This window comes from Kitasatospora sp. NPDC002040, from assembly GCF_040296785.1.
GTDB lineage: Bacteria > Actinomycetota > Actinomycetes > Streptomycetales > Streptomycetaceae > Kitasatospora.
Genome location: NZ_JBEOXV010000003.1, coordinates 371,138 through 390,368 on the forward strand (window position 1 = coordinate 371,138; position 19,231 = coordinate 390,368).

The window sequence follows — 19,231 nt, forward strand, 5'->3', positions numbered from 1 at the left end:
GCCGGCTCGTGATGCCGAGGAGGTGGGTCCGGTCGTCGGAGCGGAGCACGAGGCCGATCCGGTCGAGTCGGAGCAGGTCGGCGAGATGCTGACCGGCGACGAGCTGGCCGAGGCGATCGGCGAGGACACCTTCCGGGTGTCGGTCGACGAGACCGAGGACGCCAGGCGGGATCGCTTCGAGCGTGACGCCCTGGGCTACCTGGACCAGATGTACTCCGCCGCGCTGCGGATGACCCGCAACCCGGCCGATGCCGAGGACCTGCTCCAGGAGGCCTTCGCCAAGGCCTACGCCTCCTTCCACCAGTTCCGCGAGGGCACCAACCTCAAGGCCTGGCTGTACCGGATTCTCACCAACACCTTCATCAACTCGTACCGGAAGAAGCAGCGGGAGCCCCAGCGCACCGCCGCCGAGGAGATCGAGGACTGGCAGCTGGCCCGGGCCGAGTCGCACATGTCGACCGGCCTGCGCTCGGCCGAGGCCCAGGCCCTCGACCACCTGCCGGACAGCGACGTGAAGGACGCCCTGCAGGCGATCCCGGAGGAGTTCCGCATCGCGGTCTACCTCGCGGACGTCGAGGGCTTTGCGTACAAGGAGATCGCGGACATCATGGGTACTCCCATCGGCACGGTGATGTCCCGTCTGCACCGTGGCCGCCGTCAGCTGCGCGGCATGCTGGAGGACTACGCCCGTGAGCGCGGGCTCGTCCCGGCCGGCAGCGGGGCAGGGCAGGAAGCGAAGGGCTCGGGCTCATGAGCTGCGGCGATCCGCACGACACCGACTGTGGAGAGGTGCTCGACCACCTCTACGAGCTGCTCGACAACGAGATGGCCGAGGGCGACTGCGCCAAGCTGAGGGTGCACTTCGAGGAGTGCTCCCCCTGCCTGGAGGAGTACGGGCTGGAGGCCGCCATCAAGGCCCTGGTCAAGCGCTCCTGCAGCAGCGAGCACTCCCCGGCGGACCTGCGCGGCAAGGTGCTGGCCCGGATCGACTCGATCCGGGCGGGGCAGCGCGTCGGCGAGCCGCTCACGGTGGCCGAAGCGGCGGAGTAGTCCGCCGTCCGGCCGGTCGTCACTCGTTCGAGTGAGTTGACACTGCGCCGACCGGGGCATTCCGCGATCGGGCGTCCAGCCCGCCGGGCCGGGCCCTATTCTCCTGACGAGCACTCAGCCCCTGGGTGCCGAAGGGGAACTGCGGCCGTGGCGGGAGGCGGAGATCGCTGACGAGGACGCTGACCCGGCGCTGCCACGAGGCGCGGTGCGCTACGTCGCCCTGGTGCTGCTCGGTGCGCTCGGCTGCCTGCTGCCCCTGGTGCTGCCGGGGCCCGGCTGGCTGACCGGGCCGGTCGACTGGCCCCGGGTCGGACTGCTGGCCGGGCTGAACGTCTGCTGGGGCGCGCTCGCGCACGGCGGTCCGACCCCGTGCCTGCGGCTGCTCCGGGCGGCGGTGCCCGGGCGCGCCAGGCCGCAGCCGCGGCCGGCCACCCCGGAGCGGGCCGGGCCGGTCTTCCTGCCGGTGCTGTTCGCCGGGGTGCTGATGCTCCCGCCGGCCGCCGCCGCCTTGGTGGCGCTCCCGGCCGCGCTTACCGCTCCGGCGGCCGCGCCGCGGGCGGTCCGCCGGGTCTGGAACGCGGCCCAGCTGGCGCTGTCCGCCTTCGCCGCGGCGGTGCTGTTCCGGCTGCTGCCCGGGCCCGAGCTGCTGCTCGGCTCCCGGTTCCCCGGTGCGGCGCTGCCCGCGCTGGCGGCCGTGCTGCTGTTCTGCCTGGTCAACTCCGCGCTGGTGGGCGGGATGCGACGGCTGGCCGAACCCGGCCGGGAGCGCACCGGGCCGGCCGGGACGCTGCTGCCCGCACTGGTGCCCGCCCTGCTGCACGGGGCCGGCGGGCTGATGGTCGCGGTGCTCTGGCAGGGCCCGTACGGCGCCTTCGCCGCGGTGCTCGCGCTGCTGCCGTTCTCCATCTCGGCCTGGGTCGCCGCCCAGGGGCACCGGGAGCGGACGGCCCATCAGGCCACCGTCCAGGCGCTGGTGCAGGCGGTGGAGATCAAGGACGCGTACACCCGGGGCCACAGCGAGCGGGTCGGCCGGGCGGCGGTGCTGATCGCCCGTCAGCTCGGGATGGCCGAGGACCGGCTGCGCACCCTGCACTTCGCGGGCACCCTGCACGACGTGGGCAAGCTCGGGGTGGCCACCGAGCTGCTGCGGCGGAACGGGCCGCTGACCGAGGCCGAGCGGCGGGCGGTGGAGGTGCACCCGGTGTTCGGCTTCGAGCTGGTCCGGGGGATCGACTTCCTGGACGAGGCGCGCGGCGGCATCCTGCACCACCACGAGCGGCTGGACGGTCGCGGCTACCCGAGCGGTCTGGCGGGGGAGCAGATCCCCGAGTTCGCCCGGATCATCTCGGTCGCGGACGCCTTCGACTCGATGACCTCCACCCGCTCCTACCGGCGCGGCCGGCCGGTGGCCGAGGCGGTGACCGAGCTGGAGCGGTGCGCGGGCAGCCAGTTCGACCCGGCGATGGTGCTGGCGCTGGTCGAGGCCGTCCGGCTGCACGGCTGGCAGCCCGCGCTGCCGCCGCCCGGCGGCTGGGCCGGGGAGGTCCCGGACATCCCGCTCGGGGTGCCCGAACCGGCCCGCAGGGCGGGCGGCGACCTGCTGCGCGGTGCGCCGTGACCGGTGTCCCGCGGAGCCGGCGGGCCGCCCCGGTCCGCCGGCCGTACCCCCGCACCGGCACCGGCGGGCCCGGTACCGGTGCGCTCCGGGCCGCAGCGGCCCTGCTCCTGCTGCTGTCCTGCGCCGACGCGCTCGGCCACGGCATCTCCGCCCCCGGGGTGGCCGCCGCCTTCGCGGCGGTGATCGCGGTCGGCGAGCGGGTCCGGGTCACCCTCCCGGGGGACCGGGAGCAGGCCCCGATCGGCACCGCGGTGGCCCTGGCGTACGCGCTGCTCGGCCCGCTGCACGGACTGCCCACCACCCACGGCGCGGCCCAGGTGCTGGCGGTGGTCGGGGTCGGCACGCTGGCCGGGCTGGTGCCGGTGAACGGCCGCAGGCACCGGCACCGCCGGCGCCGTCCCGAGCCGGACCGGGTGGACGGTGCGGTGCGGCGGCTGCTCACGGTGGGCTTCGCGGCGCTGCTGTTCCAGCCGCTCTACAACAGCGGGGCACTGGACCAGCTGCCGCTGGCCGGGCCCGCGTACGGGGTGTTCCTGACCGGGGTGGCCGTGCTGGCCGCGCTCTGCGACGCCACCCTGGCGGCGGTGCAGCGGCGGGCCAGGACGGGGCTGCGGTTCGGGGCGGCGCTGGAGGACGAGCTGCGCTCGCTGCTCGGGATCGGCTCGGCGATCGCCGCCACCGGGATGCTGATCAGCCTGCTGGCGGGCGAGGTGGGGCTCTGGGCGCTGCCGCTGTTCTGCGCCCCGCTGCTGCTGGCCCAGGCCTCGTTCCGGCGGGCGGCCGCCGTCCGGGCCACCACCGGGCAGACCATCGAGACGCTGGCCCGGGCCACCGAGGTGGCCGGGTACACCCCGCCGGGCCATGCCCGCCGGGTGGCCGACACCGCCTGCGAGCTCGGCCGCGAGCTCGGCCTGGGCAGCCGGGACCTCGCCCTGCTGGAGTACGCCGCACTGATGCACGACATCGGCCAGCTCTCCCTGGTGGAGCCGGTGCCCGGCGGGGCCACCGCCCTGTTGCCCCAGCCGGAGCAGCAGCGGATCGCCCGGCTCGGCAGCGAGGTGATCAGCCGCACCGGGGTGCCCCGGCAGGTGGTCGGGCAGGTGGCCAGGCTGGCCGACCCCTGCCGCCGGCCGGACGGCGGCGCCGATCGGACGCTGCCGCTGGCGGCCCGGATCATCCGGGTGGCCAACGCCTTTGACGACCTGTCGGCCGCCGCCCGCGGCCGGGGCCTGACCGAGCAGGCCGGGCGGCAGGAGGTGCTCGAACTGCTGCGGGCGGAGGGCGGCCTGCTCTACGACCCGAAGGTGCTCGACGCACTGGCCCGATCCGTCGCCGCCGTCCACCGACCTGACTGAACAGCCGTGCGGGGAGCGCGTCCGACGGGCGGCGTGGTTGGATGCCGTCATAGCGTGGAATGGCCCGGATCGAGGCGGGAAGAATGCCCCGGCGACCGGGGGGCAGTAGACCGGCGGACGACTACGGCAGGGACGGAACGTGAGGATCTTCCACCGCACACGGCACCGGCCGTCGACGACCTGGCGGCAGACCACCGACCGCGCCTTCACCCTGATCGGTGACGGCCGCTACGAGGATGCCGGCACCCTGCTGGTGATGGCCGCCGACCTGGAGCCCGGCCTCTCCGACTCCTGGTTCAACCTCGCCCTGCTGCACAAGTTCCGCCGCGACTGGGACCAGGCCAGATCGGCCGGCCTGCGCGCCGTCGCCCTGCTGGACCGCGAACAGGGCGCCCCCGACTGGTGGAACCTCGGCATCACGGCGACCGCGCTGCAGGACTGGGCGCTGGCCCGGCGGGCCTGGCAGGCGTACGGCATGCGGCTGCCCGGTGGTGCCCAGGACGGCACCGTCCGGCTCGACCTGGGCACCACCCCCGTCCGGCTCTCCCCGGAGGGCGAGGCCGAGGTGGTCTGGGGCCGGCGGCTCGACCCGGCCCGGATCGAGGTGCTCTCGATCCCGCTGCCCTCCTCCGGCCGCCGCTGGGGCGAGGTGGTGCTGCACGACGGCGCCCCGCACGGCGAGCGGGTCGCGGACGGGGTGGCCTACCCGGTGTTCGACGAGATCGAGCTCTGGGCGCCGTCCCCGGTGCCCACCTACGTGGTGCTGCTGCAGGCGGCCACCGCCGCCGACCGGGACGCGCTGGAGCGGCTGGTCGCCGACGCGGGGTACGCGGCCGAGGACTGGACCTCATCGGTCCGGCTGCTCTGCCGCGCCTGCTCGGAGAGCCGGATGGCCGCCGACGACGGCCGCACCGTGCACCACGACCCGCACGACGACGGTGACGCGGCCCACCCCGGGCACCTCAGCCACCTGAGCCAGGCAGGCTCCGGCCTGTCCTGGCTGGCCGAACGGGAGTGCGGGATCGCCGCCCCGGCGAACCTGGTCGGCGGCCTGCTGGACCGCTGGGTGGCCGCCTCACCCGCCACCCGGGCCTACCGGGACCTCGAAGAGGTCTGCTGAGTAAGGGCCCCCGACCCACCGGGCGCCGTACTCTTTACCCGGTAGATCTTCGGCAGACCCAGAAAGCGGAAGCAACGATGGCGGACCAGCACGACCACGCGCACGACCACGACCACGCGCACGACCATGACCACGCGCACGAGGCGGCCGCGGAGCAGAAGGTGGTCGGCGAGCTGCCCGACCTGACCAAGGGCACCGCGCGCCCCATCACCGTGGTCGGCAACCCCGTGCTGCACCGGGAGAACAAGGCGGTCACCGCGTTCGACGCGGAGCTGGCCGGGCTGATCGACGACCTGTTCGTCTCGATGTACGCGGCCGAGGGCGTCGGCCTGGCGGCCAACCAGATCGGCGTGGACGCCAAGGTGTTCGTCTACGACTGCCCGGACGACGACGGTGTCCGCCACGTCGGCCACGTGGTCAACCCGGTGCTGGTCGAGCTGCCGGCCGGGCAGCGGCAGCTGGACGACTCCGCGGAGGGCTGCCTCTCGGTGCCCACCGCGTACATGGAGCTGGCCCGCCCCGACTTCGCCGCCGTCACCGGCCAGGACAAGGACGGCAACCCGATCCGGGTCGAGGGCACCGGCTTCTTCGCCCGCTGCCTCCAGCACGAGACCGACCACCTGTACGGCTACCTGTACATCGACCGGCTCTCCAAGCGGGACCGCAAGGACGCGCTGAAGCAGATGGCGGAGGGCACCGCCCGCTACGCCACCGTCCCCAACGACTGACGGTCGGCCGAGGGCCGGTTCCGGGCAGCAGCCCGGGGCCGGCCCTCCTGCGTCGCCCGGGCCGGTTGGCCGGGTGGGTTGGCCCGGTTGGTTGGTCCGGTTGGCCCGGTTGATTAGTCCGGGCCGCGGATCCTGGCGACCAATTCGGCGCTCTGGTGGACTTCTGGTGGCTCGGATGCACGGCGGTATGCATGCGAGGCCGATCTCCCCCACCAGCTCCGACCTCGCGGAGGAACCGTGCCGTCCACCCCTTTCGCCCGGCCCGCAGCAGTACCGGGAACGGTCATCAGCTACCACGGCACCGAGCCGGAGAACGCGCTGATACCGGGCCACACGACCGAGTCCGGCGGGGTCAAGGTGATCGCGGCCCTGTTCCGGGGGCTGGCCTCCTACGATCCCGTCGACGCCCACCTGAGGAACGCGGTCGCGGAGTCCATCAGCACCACCGACTCCACCGTGTTCACCGTCGAGCTGAAGCGCGGCTGGACCTTCCACGACGGCACGCCGGTCACCGCGAGCAGCTTCGTCGATGCCTGGAACCACACCGCGCACGGTCCGAACCGGATGCAGGCGGCCGGCTTCCTGGCCCACATCGAGGGCTTCGCCGAGGTGAACGCCCCCGACTCGACGGTCACCGAGCTGTCCGGGCTTGAGGTGGTCGACGACCACAGGTTCGTGGTGACCCTGTCGGCGCCGTTCTCCGAGTTCCCGGTCACGCTCGGCTGCAGCGCGTTCTTCCCGCTGCCGAGGGCGTTCTTCGAGGACCGGGCCGCGTTCGAGGCCCACCCGATCGGCAACGGCGCGTTCCGGTTCGTCTCCCGGGAACCCGAGCGGAACATCCTGCTGGCCCGCTACGACGGCTACGCCGGCGACGACCGGCCGCAGATCGGCGGGGTCGAGTTCCGGATCTACGCGGACCTGGCCGACGCCTACCACGACGTGGTGGCGGACCGGCTCGACTACCTGGACGTCACCCCGTTCTGGGCGCTGGCGGGGGACCGGTACCGGAGGGACCTGCCGGGCCGCACGTACGACCGGACCTACCTCGGGATCCAGACCATCACCTTCCCGCTGCACGACGAGCGCTACGCGGACCGGCGGGTGCGGCAGGCGATCTCGATGGCGATCGACCGGGTCAAGCTGATCGACACGATCTTCCGGGGCCACCAGGCGCCCTCCGACGGCCTGGTCCCGCCGGCCGTCCCGGGCCGGGCCGAGAACCAGGGCGGCGAGCTGTGCAGCTACTCCCCGGTCTGGGCCCGGGAGTTGTTCGACGCGTCCGGGTTCCGGGGCGGGATCGAGCTGACCTCCAACATCGACTCGCCGAACCGGCCCTGGATGGAGGAGGTCTGCGCCTCGGTCACCGAGACGCTCGGCGTGCCCTGCCGCTTCGTGCCGATCCCGACCCTCGGGGAGTTCCGGCGCAGGCTGAACGCCCAGGAGGTCACCGCGGTGTTCCGCTCCGGCTGGATCGCCGACTACCCGTCGATCGAGAACTTCCTCAGCCCGATGTTCCGGACCGGTGCCTCCGACAACGTCGGCCGGTACAGCAACCCGGCCGTCGACGCCCTGCTCACCGCGGCCGACACCGCGCCGACCAGCGAGCAGGCGTGGGACCTCTACCAGCAGGCGGAGCGGGAGATCCTGGCGGACATGCCGACCATCCCGATCTGGTACCAGAGCACCCTGTCGGCCTGGTCGACGCGGCTGCGGACGGTCCAGCCCAACCCGTTCCGCGAGCTCGACCTGTACAGCGTCACGGTGGCGGAACAGGACGTGCTCCAGGCCGGAGAGGAGGTACCGGACCGCCACCGCACCCGTGCTGCCTAGAACCTCCCTGACAGTCTCGTGAAAGGAGACGAAATGCCGTCCCAGACCGTGGAACTGCCGAAGACCAAGGTGACCGCCGAGTCGGTCCCGAGCATCACCACCGACGCCCCGCACGAGCGGGCCTGGCTGCCGTCCGACCTGGCCCCGACGAAGTAGCGCCGAACGGCGGGCCGGCCACCGGAGTCCCCGGGGCCGGCCCGCCGCATCCGCCGGACCCGCCGATCCACCCTGGGGTGAACGTTGTCGCCGTCCTACGCACAGATCGACCGACTCCTCGGCACCGAACCGCAGTTCGGGTCGGCCGAGGCCATCGAGGCCAGGAACCTCGCCCGCTACCGGCTCGGCCTGACGGTGCTCGCCCGGCACTTCCCGGCGGCGGCCGACCGGTTCGAGCGGCTGGGCGCGCTGGAGGACGCGGCGCTCCGTCCGTTCCTCTACGACCCGGTGCTGCGCAACGCGTTCGAGGACGACCTGCTCGCGCTGGAGCACCGCCGGTCCGAACCGGGCGAACTAGCAAGGCAGTTGACCGATCCCGACCTCGACGCCGGGGACGGCCTCGGGCCGAGTGAGCGCCTGATGGCGCCGCACTGCCGGCCCTGGGCCGGGCGCGGGGTCGGCTGGGTGTGGACCGATCCCCGGCCCGGGGCGGCCGAACTGCCGCTGGCCGGACGGCTGGAGGAGCTCAGGGAGGGCAGCTTCGCCGAGCTGCGCGGGGCCCGCCGGGTGGTCCCGGACGCCGGTCAGCTGGCCGGACTCGGCCGGGGCGCCGAGCTGTTGGCCGCCCTGCTGCCGCACGCGGGCGCGGGCGTCTTCCCGCACATCTCGCTGGTCGGCCTGGCCCGGGGCGCGTCCGAGGACGGCGAGCTGCACTCGCTCTCCGGCGGCGACCCGCTGCCCTCGGCGCTGTTCATCGCGCCGGAGCACCTGGACGACCCATGGATGACGGCCGAGATCCTGCTGCACGAGGGGCTGCACCTGAAGGAGTTCGACGTGCTGCGGACCGGCTCGCTGGTGGCCGAGCCCGGCCACCAGGTGGAGATCCCCTGGCGGTTGACCCCGTGGACGCTGACCCGGGTGCTGGCCGCCCTGCACGTCTACAGCCACATGGTGCTGTTCTTCGCGGCCGCCGCCGAGGCCCCGGCCGAGCTGCGCGAGCGCTTCGGACCGCCGCCGGCCACCGAGGCGGTCGGCGTACCGACACCGGGCAGCCGGGCCGCGGTCGAGGGCGGGTACACCACCAGCGCCGAGCGGGCCGGCTACCTCGGCCGGCAGGCGCTGGAGCTGCACGGCGGGGCGCTGACCCCGGCCGGGCGGCGGTTCGTCCGGTGGCTGCTGGACGCGGTGGCGCCGCTGGCGCCGGGCGTCCGGGGCCCGGCGGTCGCGGCCGCCGCCGCTGTCGCCGCGGTGCCGGACCCGCCGGTGCTCGATCCGCGCGGCTACCGCAAGGTCGAGCCGGTGGCGGTCTGCCCGCTGCCGGAGCAGCAGCAACTGCTGGCCTTCGCACCGGAGTCGGCGCGGTTCCACTGGCTCAACGAGCACGCCTGGCTGATCTACGCGCTGTGCGACGGCGGTTCGACGGCCGAGCTGGAGGCGGCGTACGCCGAGCAGACCGGCGGCCCGGCCGACGCCCGGCTGGCGCTCGGGGTCGCCGGGCTGGTGGCGGCGGGGCTGGTGCGGCCGGTCGGGGACTGAACCGGCCCCGGACCGGCCGAAGGGGCGTACGGGAGTCCCGTACGCCCCTTCGGTGTTCAGGCCTAGAAGTCGTCGTCGAAGGCGACCGAGCCCTCGACGGCGGTCTGGTAGGCGCTGACCCGGCGCTCGAAGAAGTTGGTCAGCTCCTGCACGTTCTGCAGCTCCATGAAGCCGAACGGGTTGCTGGAGCCGTACCGGATCGGCATGCCGAGCCGGGCCAGCCGCTGGTCGGCGACCGCCTGGAGGTACTCCCGCATCGAGGCGGTGTTCATCCCCGGCAGGCCCTCGCCGCACAGGTCCTCGGCGAACTGGAGCTCGGCCTCGACGGCCTCCTCCAGCATCTCGGTGACCTGCTTGGCCATCGCGTCGTCGAAGAGGTCGGGCTCCTCCTGGCGGACGGTGTCCACCACCGAGAAGGCGAAGTCCATGTGCATGGACTCGTCCCGGAACACCCAGTTGGTGCCGGTGGCCAGGCCGTGCAGCAGGCCCCGGGACCGGAACCAGTACACGTACGCGAAGGCGCCGTAGAAGAACAGGCCCTCGACGCAGGCGGCGAAGCAGATCAGGTTGAGCAGGAAGGCCCGGCGGTCGTCCTTGCTCTGCAGCGAGTCGAGGTGGTCGACCGCGTTCATGTACTTGAAGCAGAACTGCGCCTTCTGGTGGATGGAGGGGATGTTCTCCACCGCGTCGAAGGCCGCCGCCCGGTCCTCGGGATCGGGCAGGTAGGTGTCGAGCAGCGTCAGGTAGAACTGGACGTGCACGGCCTCCTCGAACAGCTGCCGGGACAGGTACAGCCGCGCCTCGGGCGAGTTGATGTGCTTGTAGAGACTCAGCACCACGTTGTTGGAGACGATCGAGTCACCGGTGGCGAAGAAGGCGACCAGGCGGCCGATCATGTGCCGCTCGCCCTCGCTGAGCTTGGCGAGGTCGGCGACGTCGGAGTGCAGGTCCACCTCCTCGACGGTCCAGGTGTTCTTGATCGCGTCGCGGTACTTGTCGTAGAACGACGGGTAGCGCATCGGACGCAGCGTCAGCTCGAAGCCGGGGTCGAGCAGCATCTTCTCGCGGTCGGTGGTGCTCACTGGCAGGCCTCGCAGGACTCGGGGTTCTCCAGGGAGCAGGCGAGCGCCGCCTCCTCCTCCGGAGTGAGGGTGGTCGGGGCCGCCACGGAGACCGGGGCGGACGGCGCCGGGACGACGGCCTTCGCCCCGGAGGAGGAGGCGGCCTGGGCGATCCGGGTGGCCGGGCGCGAGCGCAGGTAGTAGGTGGTCTTCAGACCGACCTTCCAGGCGTACGCGTACATCGAGCTCAGCTTGCCGATGGTCGGCGCGGCCATGAAGAGGTTCAGCGACTGGCTCTGGTCGATGTACGGCTGCCGGGCGGCGGCCAGGTCGATCAGCGCGCGCTGCGGCAGTTCCCAGGCGGTGCGGTAGAGCGAACGGACCTCGGCGGGCAGCCAGTTGAGGTCCTGCACCGAGCCGTTGGACTCGCGCAGCGCGTCCCGGGTCTGCGCGTCCCAGACGCCCAGCTCCTTGAGGTCGCGGATCAGGTACGGGTTGACCTGGAGGAACTCGCCGGAGAGGGTCTCGCGCTTGAACAGGTTGGACACCTGCGGCTCGATGCACTCGTACACGCCGGCGATCGAGGCGATGGTCGCGGTCGGCGCGATCGCCAGCAGCAGCGAGTTGCGCAGGCCGGTCTCGGCGATGGTGGCGCGCAGCGCGTCCCAGTGGTCGGCCCACTGCGGCGCGGTGTCGAAGTGGTCCACGTGCAGCTGGCCGCGGGCGGCGCGGGTCTCCGCGTACGCCTCGTGCCGGCCGAGCTGGACGGCGAGCTCGCTGGAGCGCTCGTAGGCGACCAGCATGATCCGCTCGGCGATCAGGGTGGAGAGCCGCTTGGCCTCGGCCGAGTCGAAGTCCAGCCGGAGCTGGAAGAAGACGTCCTGGAGGCCCATCACGCCGAGGCCGACCGGGCGCCAGCGGGAGTTGGAGGTCCCGGCCTCGGTGGTCGGGTAGAAGTTGATGTCGATGACCCGGTCCAGGAAGGTCACGGCGGTGCGCACGGTGGCGTCCAGCCGGTCCCAGTCCATCGCGTTCAGCAGGTCGGCGGCGGTGGCCCCGGCGGCGACGTGGGCGCCGAGGTTGACCGAGCCGAGGTTGCAGACCGCGGTCTCGGAGTCGTCGGTGACCTCGATGATCTCGGTGCAGAGGTTCGAGGAGTGGACCACCCGGCCGGGCAGCGCGGTCTGGTTGGCGGCGCGGTTGGAGGCGTCCTTGAAGGTCATCCAGCCGTTGCCGGTGGTGGCCAGGGTGCGCATCATCCGGGCGTACAGGGTCTGCGCCGGGATGGTGCGGACGGCCTTGCCCGCGGCCTCGGCCTTCAGGTACGCGGCGTCGAACTCGGCGCCCCACAGGTCGACCAGCTCGGGCACGTCGGCCGGGGAGAACAGCGACCAGTCGGCGTTGGCGTTCACCCGGCGCATGAACTCGTCCGGGATCCAGTGGGCCAGGTTCAGGTTGTGGGTGCGCCGGGCCTCCTCGCCGGTGTTGTCGCGGAGCTCCAGGAACTCCTCGATGTCGGCGTGCCAGGTCTCCAGGTACACGCAGGCGGCGCCCTTGCGGCGGCCGCCCTGGTTCACCGCGGCAACCGAGGAGTCCAGGGTGCGCAGGAACGGGACGATGCCGTTGGACTTGCCGTTGGTGCCGCGGATCAGGCTGCCGCGCGAGCGGATGCGCGAGTAGGAGAGGCCGATGCCACCCGCGTGCTTGGAGAGCCGGGCGATCTGCGCGTAGCGGCCGTAGATCGAGTCCAGGTTGTCCAGCGGCGAGTCCAGCAGGTAGCAGGAGGACATCTGCGGGTGCTTGGTGCCGGAGTTGAAGAGCGTCGGCGAGGAGGTCAGGTACTCCAGGCGGCTCATCAGGGTGTACAGCTCGGCCACCTCGGCCACCGACTGCTCGGTGTCGCCGACCGCGAGGCCGGCCGCGACGCGGAGCAGGAAGTGCTGCGGGGTCTCGATCACCTTGCGGGTGATCGGGTGGCGCAGCAGGTAGCGGGACTGCACGGTGCGCAGGCCGAAGTACTCGAACCGGTCGTCGCCCTGCTGGTCGATCAGGGCGTCGAAGGCGTCGGCGTGCTTGGCCACGAAGGCGGCGGTGATGTCGCCGATCAGGCCCTCGGTGTGGCCGACCACGATCGAGGCGGAGAAGGAGACCGCGCCCTGGCCGATCGCCTCGTCCTGGATCTCCAGCGCGAGCAGGCGGGCGGCGAGCTTCGAGTACTGCGGGTCCTCGGCGATCATCGAGGCGGCAGCCTCCACGGCCAGCCCGCGCAGCTCGGCGAAGTCCGAGTTGGCGTTCCGGCCGCGCAGCGCAGCGGCCGCGACGTGGCCGGGGTCCACCTGGGGCAGGTCGATGCTGCGGTCGGTGAGCAGCCGAAGCAGCGCAGCACCGGGGTCGGTGTGTGCGGAGTCGGCAGAACCCTGGGAGGGCAGGGCAACTGAGGCAGCGATGGTCAAGGCGCTTCTCTCCTGGCGGCGGCGGTCGGCGAGGGGGCTACCGGACCACTGGGGCACAGGGGAGCGCGCGCAACGCCCGACGGCGTGCGCGATTCAACCCCCCTGGCCCACCCGCGAGGCCCGGACGTTACTGCTGTGCTGCATGGCGTCTGCGGGGAAGCCCTGTGGCACACCGTCGGCAGGTCATCGGACTCACGGGCACCCCTTGGGGCGCCTGCTCACCGCTGCGGGGCAGTCCCGGATTCGCACCGGGTTCCCCTGCTTCGACAGCGAGAGCGAGCATACATGTTGTAGTCCATCCAAGATGTAACCCCACATCTTGTGCGCGCAGCGTGTCGGGCTGACTCCTCGGCGGGTTCGGGGGCGGCGACGGGGGGCCGTCCGGCGCACACCCTCGGGCGCGCAAAGGGCACCGGACGGGCGGGGGGCGGTACGGCCCTACCGGGGGCGGCCCGCTCCGTACCCGCCGTATCCGCAGGCGGGTCCTGCGGGCAGCAGAATGTGGCGGACCGCACCGGGACTGGCCCGGCGCGGTCCGCCACAGGTGCCGGCGGTCAGAGGTCGATGACGTAGACGAGCAGCAGCACCCCCGGGCGGACCTCCCAGTCGCGCTCGGGGGCCCGGCGGAAGCCGAGGCGTTCGTACAGGCGGTGGGCCGAGGTCATCGAGGGCCGGGTGGAGAACGCCATGGCGGTCAGTCCGAGCTCCCGGCTGCGGGCCATCGAGGCGCGGACGAGCGCCTCGCCGGCGCCGCGGCCGCGGGCCGCCCCGCCGACCGCGAGCATCCGGATCTCGCCCTCGTGCGGGGCGGCGATGTCGGCGAAGCCGGTGCCGCCGACCGCGAAGGTCACGCAGCCGAGAAGCTGTCCGCTGCCAGGGTCGACCGCGACGAGGAGCTCGGCCTGTTCGAACCGGGGCCGGGCGTCGGCGAGCTTGGCGGCGTAGGGGCCGTCCGCGGGGCTGTGGCCGTCGCCGACGAAGGCTTCGAGGGTGACCGCTCCGACTGCTTCGAGATCGGCTTCGACGGCGCGGCGGATGACGATGTCCATGGCGACAGTGTGCCGGGGGCGGGGTCGGAGGGGGCGGGCAGGGTGCCCTGCAGCCGGGCGCCGGGCGCGGGGTCGTAGGGGTAGCCGCCGGGGCGGTGCCAGTTGTCCCGGCCGTGCCGGGAGTTGCGGTCGACGTCCCGGCCCACCAGCACGCCCAGCAGGGCGAACGTGCCGAGGATGCCGAGCAGGGCCAGGGTGCTTGCGACGGTCGAGGAGTCCATGTCCTCACTGTCCCGCCGCCCGGGCGCCGGGACGAGTGGCAGAAACGACCTATTGCATCGATATCCTGCCATCGGGCATTCTGGTGCCATGCTGCAGAACGTCGTGACCGTCGTGCTGGAAGAAGTCCACCCCTTCGAACTCGGCGTCGCCTGCGAGGTGTTCGGCCTCGACCGGAGCGACAACGGCCTGCCGGTGTACGACTTCGCGGTGGCCTCCGACCGGCCGGGCCGGCTCCGGACGCACGCCGGGTACAGCATCGACGTCGAGTACGGCGCCGAGCGGCTGGCCGGGGCCGACCTGGTGATCGCCGCCGCCACCACCGTCCGGGAGGAGTACCCGGCGGTGCTGATCGAGGCCCTGCAGGCGGCGGCCCAGCGGGGTGCCCGGGTGCTGTCGATCTGCAGCGGCGCCTTCCTGCTCGGTGCGGCCGGGCTGCTGGACGGCCGCCGCTCCACCACCCACTGGCGGCACACCGACCGGCTGGCCGCCCGGTTCCCGCTCACCCGGGTCGAGCCGGACGTGCTCTACGTGGACGAGGACCCGGTGATCACCTCGGCCGGCACCGCCGCCGGGATCGACGCCTGCCTGCACCTGGTCCGCAAGTTCCAGGGGGCCGAGGTGGCCCGGGGGATCGCCCGGCGGATGGTGGTCGCCCCGCACCGGGACGGCGGCCAGGCGCAGTTCATCGCCCGGCCGCTGCCGGAGGGCGACGAGGACTCGCTCGGCGGCCTGCTGGACTGGCTCCGCCGGAACCTGCACCACGAGCTGACGGTGGAACAACTCGCCTCCCGGGCCCACATGTCGCCGCGCACCTTCGCCCGCAGGTTCCAGCAGGAGACCGGCACCACCCCGCACCGCTGGCTGACCAACCAGCGGCTGCTGCAGGCCCAGCGGCTGCTGGAGGGCACCAACGAGCCGGTCGAGACGGTGGCGGCCAGCTGCGGCTTCGGCAATGCCGCCACGCTGCGGCACCACTTCACCCGCTGGCTCGGCACCACTCCGCAGGCGTACCGCCGCACCTTCGGTTAAAGGTGGTCGGTGCGGTTCCAGCTCTCGGGGTGAAGGGAATTGGCATGGTTCCGCCAGAGGCTGGTGGAGCAGTTGGCGACGGGGGGGAGATCGAGCAACTGGGATTCCGTCAGCCGGTCCAGGATGTAGCGGAGCATCAGCACCGGGCAGTCGTGCGCGACCACCAGAACGGGCCGCCCGTCCTCTTCCTCGCGGAGATCCCGCAACAGGCTCCGCATCCGCAGTGCGACGTCCAGAAACGATTCACCACCCGACGGCCGGTAATAGAGCTCGCCCATCTTGCGCCGCCTCGCCGCCTCGCCGGGGTGCTCCTTCTCGATCGCGGCCTTGGTGAGCATTTCCAGCACGCCCAGCTCGCGGTCCCGCAGCCGTTCGTCGTAGCGGACCGCCAGGCCGACCGGCACCGCCCCGAGCCCGCTCGCCTGGGCCAGCGCGATCCGCGCCGTCTCGGCGGTGCGGACGTACGGGGAGCACCAGACCGAGCGGGGCCGGTCCTCCGGGGGGAGGGCGGCCCACCAGCGGCCGAGGGCCTGCGCCTGGGCCTGGCCGTGCAGGGAGAGCGGGATGTCGGCGTCCCTGGAGGTGATCGGGACGGTCAGGGCGCCGGTCTCGCCGGCCAGCTGGAACTCGACGTTGGCGATGCTCTCGCCATGTCTGGTGGCGATCAGCACCGCGGGCTGTGCGGTCGCGGTGCGGGTGGTGCGGTGGCCGTTGAGGACGCTGCTGCTGGGTTCCGCCATGTCTCTCTCCCCGTTGTCCGGTCATCCGGTCATACGGATGATCGCGCCGTCCCCCAAGTGTTGACCGGGGGGACGGCGCGATCACAGGGCGCGCGCAGCACGGGCCCGTGCGCCCGGATGAATCAGTGCGCTACGGCGGGCTCCGGAGCCTCCGGGGAGTCGGGGGAGTCGGAGGGCGCGGGGACCTTCACCGGCGACGCGGGCGGGGCCTCGGCGGTGTAGTCGGCCCGGCTGGTCTCGTCGGCGCCCTCGGGGGCCTTGAGGGCCCGCAGGGCCAGCGTGAGGACCACGGTGACCAGGACGTTGAGGACGAAGGCGGTGAGGCCGATGTAGCCGATCTCGCCGACCCCGGGGATCTCGGCCGAGCTGCCGCCGAAGTGCTTGGTGGCGGCCGAGGAGACCCCGTACGCCTTCCAGGTGCCGTAGCCCATGCCGACCGCCCAGCCGGCCAGCAGCGCCCAGCGGTGGAACCAGCGGGTGAACAGGCCGCCGACGATGGAGACGAAGGTCTGCAGGATCCAGATCCCGCCCAGCAGCTGGAGGTTGATCGCGAACTGCTTGTCCATCAGCAGCACGAAGGCCAGCGCGCCGACCTTGACCAGCAGCGAGGCGAGCTTGGCCACCTTGGTCTCGTCCGCCGGGGTGGCGGTCGGCTTCAGGTACTCCTTGTAGATGTTGCGGGTGAACAGGTTGGCCGCGGCGATCGACATGATCGCGGCGGGCACCAGGGCGCCGATCCCGATCGCGGCGAAGGCCACGCCGGTGAACCAGTCCGGGAACATGTTCTCGAACAGCTGCGGCACCGAGAGCTGGGGGTTGAAGCCCTTCACGCCCTTGCCGACGCCGGCCGCGATGGCCATGAAGCCGAGCAGCGCGAGCAGGCCGAGCATCAGCGAGTACGCGGGCATGATCGCCATGTTCCGGCGCACCGTGTTGCGGGACTTGGAGGCCAGCACGCCGGTCACCGAGTGCGGGTACATGAAGAGCGCCAGCGCCGAGCCGAACGCCAGCGTGGCGTACGTCCACTGCGCCTTGGGCCCGGTGATCAGCGAGCCGACCGGCTTGCCGGTGGCCGGGTTGACCGCGCTGAACTTCTGCGCGGCCGAGTCGAAGATCGCGCCGTAGCCGCCGAGCCGCATCGGGATGTAGATCACCGCGACGATGATCACCAGGTACACCAGGGTGTCCTTGACGAAGGCGATCAGCGCCGGGGCGCGCAGGCCCGAGGAGTAGGTGTAGGCGGCCAGCACCGCGAAGGCCAGGAACAGCGGCAGGTCCTTGACGAACCAGTTGCTGTCCGCGCTGCCGCCGACCCCGAGCACGTCCAGCACGGCCTGGATGCCGACCAGCTGGAGCGCGATGTACGGCATGGTGGCCAGGATGCCGGTGAGGGCGACCACCAGGGAGAGCGACTTGGAGCCGTACCGGCCCTTCACGAAGTCGGCCGGGGTGACGTAGCCGTGCACCCGGGAGACCGACCAGAGCCGGGGCAGGAACAGGAAGACCAGCGGGTAGGCGATGATCGTGTACGGCACCGCGAAGAAGCCCGCCGCGCCCGCCCCGTAGATCAGCGCCGGGACGGCGACGAAGGTGTACGCGGTGTAGAGGTCGCCGCCGAGCAGGAACCAGGTGACCCAGGTGCCGAAGCTGCGGCCGCCCAGGCCCCACTCGTCCAGGTGCTGGGCGTTGTCGGCCCGGCGCCAGCGCGAGGCCAGGAAGCCCATCACGGTGACCAGGACGAAGAACAGCAGGAAGACCGTCAGCGCGGTCCAGTTGACGCCGGAGTGGTTCATGCCGCGTCACCGCCCGCGGCGGCCTTGCGGGCCAGCTCGTCCCGGCGCAGCAGCAGGTAGGCGGCGACCGTGAAGATCGCCGAGGCGGGCACCCAGGCCAGCTGGTACCAGTAGAAGAAGGGAAGTCCGCCGAGCTCCGGGGTGGCCTTGGTGTACGAGGACACCCAGAGCATCGCGACGACCGGCAGCAGCAGGCTGAGCCCGGCGAGCACCCGCGCTGGGGTGACCACCGGAAGCTGCGCTCCGGGCGGGTTTTCTGACGACATGTATGCGGCTCCGCTGGTGAGGGCTCACCTCAACGCGCCGCAACGCACACGATCGTGCGTCCGCCGAGCAGCACCCGTGGTGATCGATTGGTCACTACGGCAGCGAAATCTAGGACACCGGGTGACCTGTGTCACTACTCCGTGCGGAACTTCCCGGATACCGGACTACTCTCCGTCAGGAAGAGGGCCGCTGCAGGCGGGTGATGAACTTGTAGCGGTCGCCGCGGTAGATCGAACGGACCCACTCGACCGGTGCGCCGTCGGCGTCGAAGGAGTGCCGGGCCAGCTGCAGCATCGGCAGCCCCAGGTCGGAGCCGAGCAGGCCGGCCTCGCGCGGGTTGGCCAGCGTGGTCTCGATCGTCTCCTCGGCCTCCGCCACGGTCACCCCGTACACCTCGCGCAGCGCGGTGTAGAGGGAGTTGTGCTTGACCAGGTTGCGGCGCAGTGCGGGGAAGCGCTTCGCGGAGAGGTGGGCCACCTCGATCGCCATCGGGTCGCCGTTGGCGAGGCGCAGGCGCTCGATCCGGAGCACCCGGCCGCCGGGCTTGATGTCCAGCAGCGGGGCCAGCCGGTCGTCGGCGGTGATGTAGCCGACCTCGATCAGGCGCGAGGTGGGCTCCAGGCCCTGGGCCCGCATGTCCTCGGTGTAGGAGGTCAGTTGGAGTGCCTGGGCGACCTTGGGCTTGGCCACGAAGGTGCCCTTGCCCTGGATCCGCTCCAGCCGCCCCTCGACCACCAGCTCCTGCAGGGCCTGTCGGACGGTGGTCCGGGAGGTGTCGAACTGTGCGGCCAGCGCGCGCTCCGGCGGCACCGGGGTGCCGGCCGGCTGCGTCTCGGTGAGCTGCAGCAGGTGTCGCTTCAGGCCGTAGTACTTCGGGACGCGCGCGGTCGGATCGGCCGCCCCCTGCGTCGGAAGGCTCTTGGCCTGGGGGTGGTTCACCTGGGCAGTGGTGCCCCCGTCGCTGCTCATCGGCCGCATCTCCCGGTGCTCGCGAAGCCTTCCCAGGCCACGCTTCCTCGTTAACGGCACACATCGTTGCACGTATGGGCTGTGAACGGGGCCCTCATCACGCGATGAACGATGAGCGGTGTCGGCTTGATAACGGGTGGTCCGGTTTGCTCGAAGAGCCGTTGACACGCCCATTGGTCTAGGCCAAGCTCCAGGCATCTGGTCTACACCACTGCAGACCACACATGAATTTCCCAACCCCGTCCCAAGGGTTCG

The 19,231-nt window shown here is 72.2% G+C and carries 17 protein-coding genes and 1 riboswitch; of the genes, 10 read left to right on the plus strand and 7 right to left on the minus strand.

Translation table 11 applies throughout. The features are described from left to right. Window positions 1–22 precede the first annotated feature (22 nt). The 9 genes from ABT118_RS11980 to ABT118_RS12020 all read left to right on the plus strand — a co-directional run bounded on the left by ABT118_RS11980 (window position 23) and on the right by ABT118_RS12020 (window position 9,393). Entirely contained in the window at window positions 23–754 is a 732-nt protein-coding gene (locus ABT118_RS11980) for a sigma-70 family RNA polymerase sigma factor (protein ID WP_502884537.1), read from the plus strand. Beyond that, window positions 751–1,050 (plus strand): mycothiol system anti-sigma-R factor, encoded by a 300-nt coding sequence (gene rsrA / locus ABT118_RS11985; RefSeq protein WP_350661502.1) that lies wholly within the window; start codon window positions 751–753, stop codon window positions 1,048–1,050. The genes ABT118_RS11980 and rsrA overlap by 4 nt, the downstream gene beginning before the upstream one ends. Window positions 1,051–1,255: 205 nt before the next feature. Next, complete coding sequence (locus ABT118_RS11990) at window positions 1,256–2,668, plus strand: HD-GYP domain-containing protein (protein WP_350661524.1); 1,413 nt, start codon at window positions 1,256–1,258, stop codon at window positions 2,666–2,668. Continuing rightward, on the plus strand, window positions 2,665–4,023 hold the full coding sequence (locus tag ABT118_RS11995) for an HD-GYP domain-containing protein (protein ID WP_350661550.1): 1,359 nt from the start codon (window positions 2,665–2,667) through the stop codon (window positions 4,021–4,023). The genes ABT118_RS11990 and ABT118_RS11995 overlap by 4 nt, the downstream gene beginning before the upstream one ends. 139 nt (window positions 4,024–4,162) lie before the next feature. Beyond that, on the plus strand, window positions 4,163–5,143 hold the full coding sequence (locus ABT118_RS12000; RefSeq protein WP_350661562.1) for a tetratricopeptide repeat protein: 981 nt from the start codon (window positions 4,163–4,165) through the stop codon (window positions 5,141–5,143). Window positions 5,144–5,220: 77 nt separating this feature from the next. Further along, window positions 5,221–5,871 carry a peptide deformylase gene (def, locus tag ABT118_RS12005; RefSeq protein WP_350661583.1) on the plus strand — a complete coding sequence of 217 codons (651 nt, stop codon included), beginning with the start codon at window positions 5,221–5,223 and terminating at the stop codon, window positions 5,869–5,871. Between the two features lie 237 nt (window positions 5,872–6,108). Beyond that, on the plus strand, window positions 6,109–7,701 hold the full coding sequence (locus ABT118_RS12010) for a peptide ABC transporter substrate-binding protein (RefSeq protein WP_350661616.1): 1,593 nt from the start codon (window positions 6,109–6,111) through the stop codon (window positions 7,699–7,701). Between the two features lie 33 nt (window positions 7,702–7,734). Beyond that, window positions 7,735–7,857, plus strand: a complete 123-nt coding sequence (locus ABT118_RS12015; RefSeq protein WP_350661628.1) for a hypothetical protein — start codon at window positions 7,735–7,737, stop codon at window positions 7,855–7,857. 84 nt (window positions 7,858–7,941) lie between these two features. Continuing rightward, window positions 7,942–9,393, plus strand: coding sequence for an aKG-HExxH-type peptide beta-hydroxylase (locus ABT118_RS12020; RefSeq protein ID WP_350661646.1), 1,452 nt, complete (start codon window positions 7,942–7,944; stop codon window positions 9,391–9,393). Window positions 9,394–9,455: 62 nt separating this feature from the next. On the opposite strand, the gene ABT118_RS12025 is transcribed toward ABT118_RS12020, so the two are convergent. From ABT118_RS12025 to ABT118_RS12035, 3 genes are all read right to left on the minus strand, one after another. After that, on the minus strand, window positions 9,456–10,451 hold the full coding sequence (locus tag ABT118_RS12025; RefSeq protein ID WP_502884538.1) for a ribonucleotide-diphosphate reductase subunit beta: 996 nt from the start codon (window positions 10,449–10,451) through the stop codon (window positions 9,456–9,458). A 20-nt stretch (window positions 10,452–10,471) separates the two neighbouring features. Beyond that, entirely contained in the window at window positions 10,472–12,901 is a 2,430-nt protein-coding gene (locus tag ABT118_RS12030; protein WP_350665224.1) for a ribonucleoside-diphosphate reductase subunit alpha, read from the minus strand. A 166-nt stretch (window positions 12,902–13,067) separates the two neighbouring features. Continuing rightward, window positions 13,068–13,196, minus strand: a riboswitch (cobalamin riboswitch). 265 nt (window positions 13,197–13,461) lie between these two features. After that, a complete protein-coding gene (locus ABT118_RS12035; RefSeq protein WP_350661702.1) occupies window positions 13,462–13,956 on the minus strand; it encodes a GNAT family N-acetyltransferase in 495 nt (164 codons plus the stop codon). A 309-nt stretch (window positions 13,957–14,265) separates the two neighbouring features. Here ABT118_RS12035 and ABT118_RS12040 point away from each other — a divergent pair, with 309 nt between their 5' ends. Then, on the plus strand, window positions 14,266–15,207 hold the full coding sequence (locus ABT118_RS12040) for a helix-turn-helix domain-containing protein (protein WP_350661725.1): 942 nt from the start codon (window positions 14,266–14,268) through the stop codon (window positions 15,205–15,207). Here ABT118_RS12040 and ABT118_RS12045 read toward each other — a convergent pair. From ABT118_RS12045 to ABT118_RS12060, 4 genes are all read right to left on the minus strand, one after another. Then, the gene (locus ABT118_RS12045) at window positions 15,204–15,947 is read right to left on the minus strand and encodes a histidine phosphatase family protein (RefSeq protein WP_350661740.1); all 744 of its coding nucleotides are present in this window, start codon (window positions 15,945–15,947) and stop codon (window positions 15,204–15,206) included. The genes ABT118_RS12040 and ABT118_RS12045 overlap by 4 nt on opposite strands. A gap of 122 nt (window positions 15,948–16,069) precedes the next feature. After that, complete coding sequence (gene mctP / locus ABT118_RS12050; RefSeq protein ID WP_350661751.1) at window positions 16,070–17,740, minus strand: monocarboxylate uptake permease MctP; 1,671 nt, start codon at window positions 17,738–17,740, stop codon at window positions 16,070–16,072. Beyond that, entirely contained in the window at window positions 17,737–17,970 is a 234-nt protein-coding gene (locus tag ABT118_RS12055; RefSeq protein ID WP_502884529.1) for a DUF3311 domain-containing protein, read from the minus strand. The genes mctP and ABT118_RS12055 overlap by 4 nt, the downstream gene beginning before the upstream one ends. 211 nt (window positions 17,971–18,181) lie before the next feature. Next, window positions 18,182–18,976, minus strand: coding sequence for a GntR family transcriptional regulator (locus ABT118_RS12060; RefSeq protein WP_350661793.1), 795 nt, complete (start codon window positions 18,974–18,976; stop codon window positions 18,182–18,184). Between the last annotated feature and the right edge of the window lie 255 nt (window positions 18,977–19,231).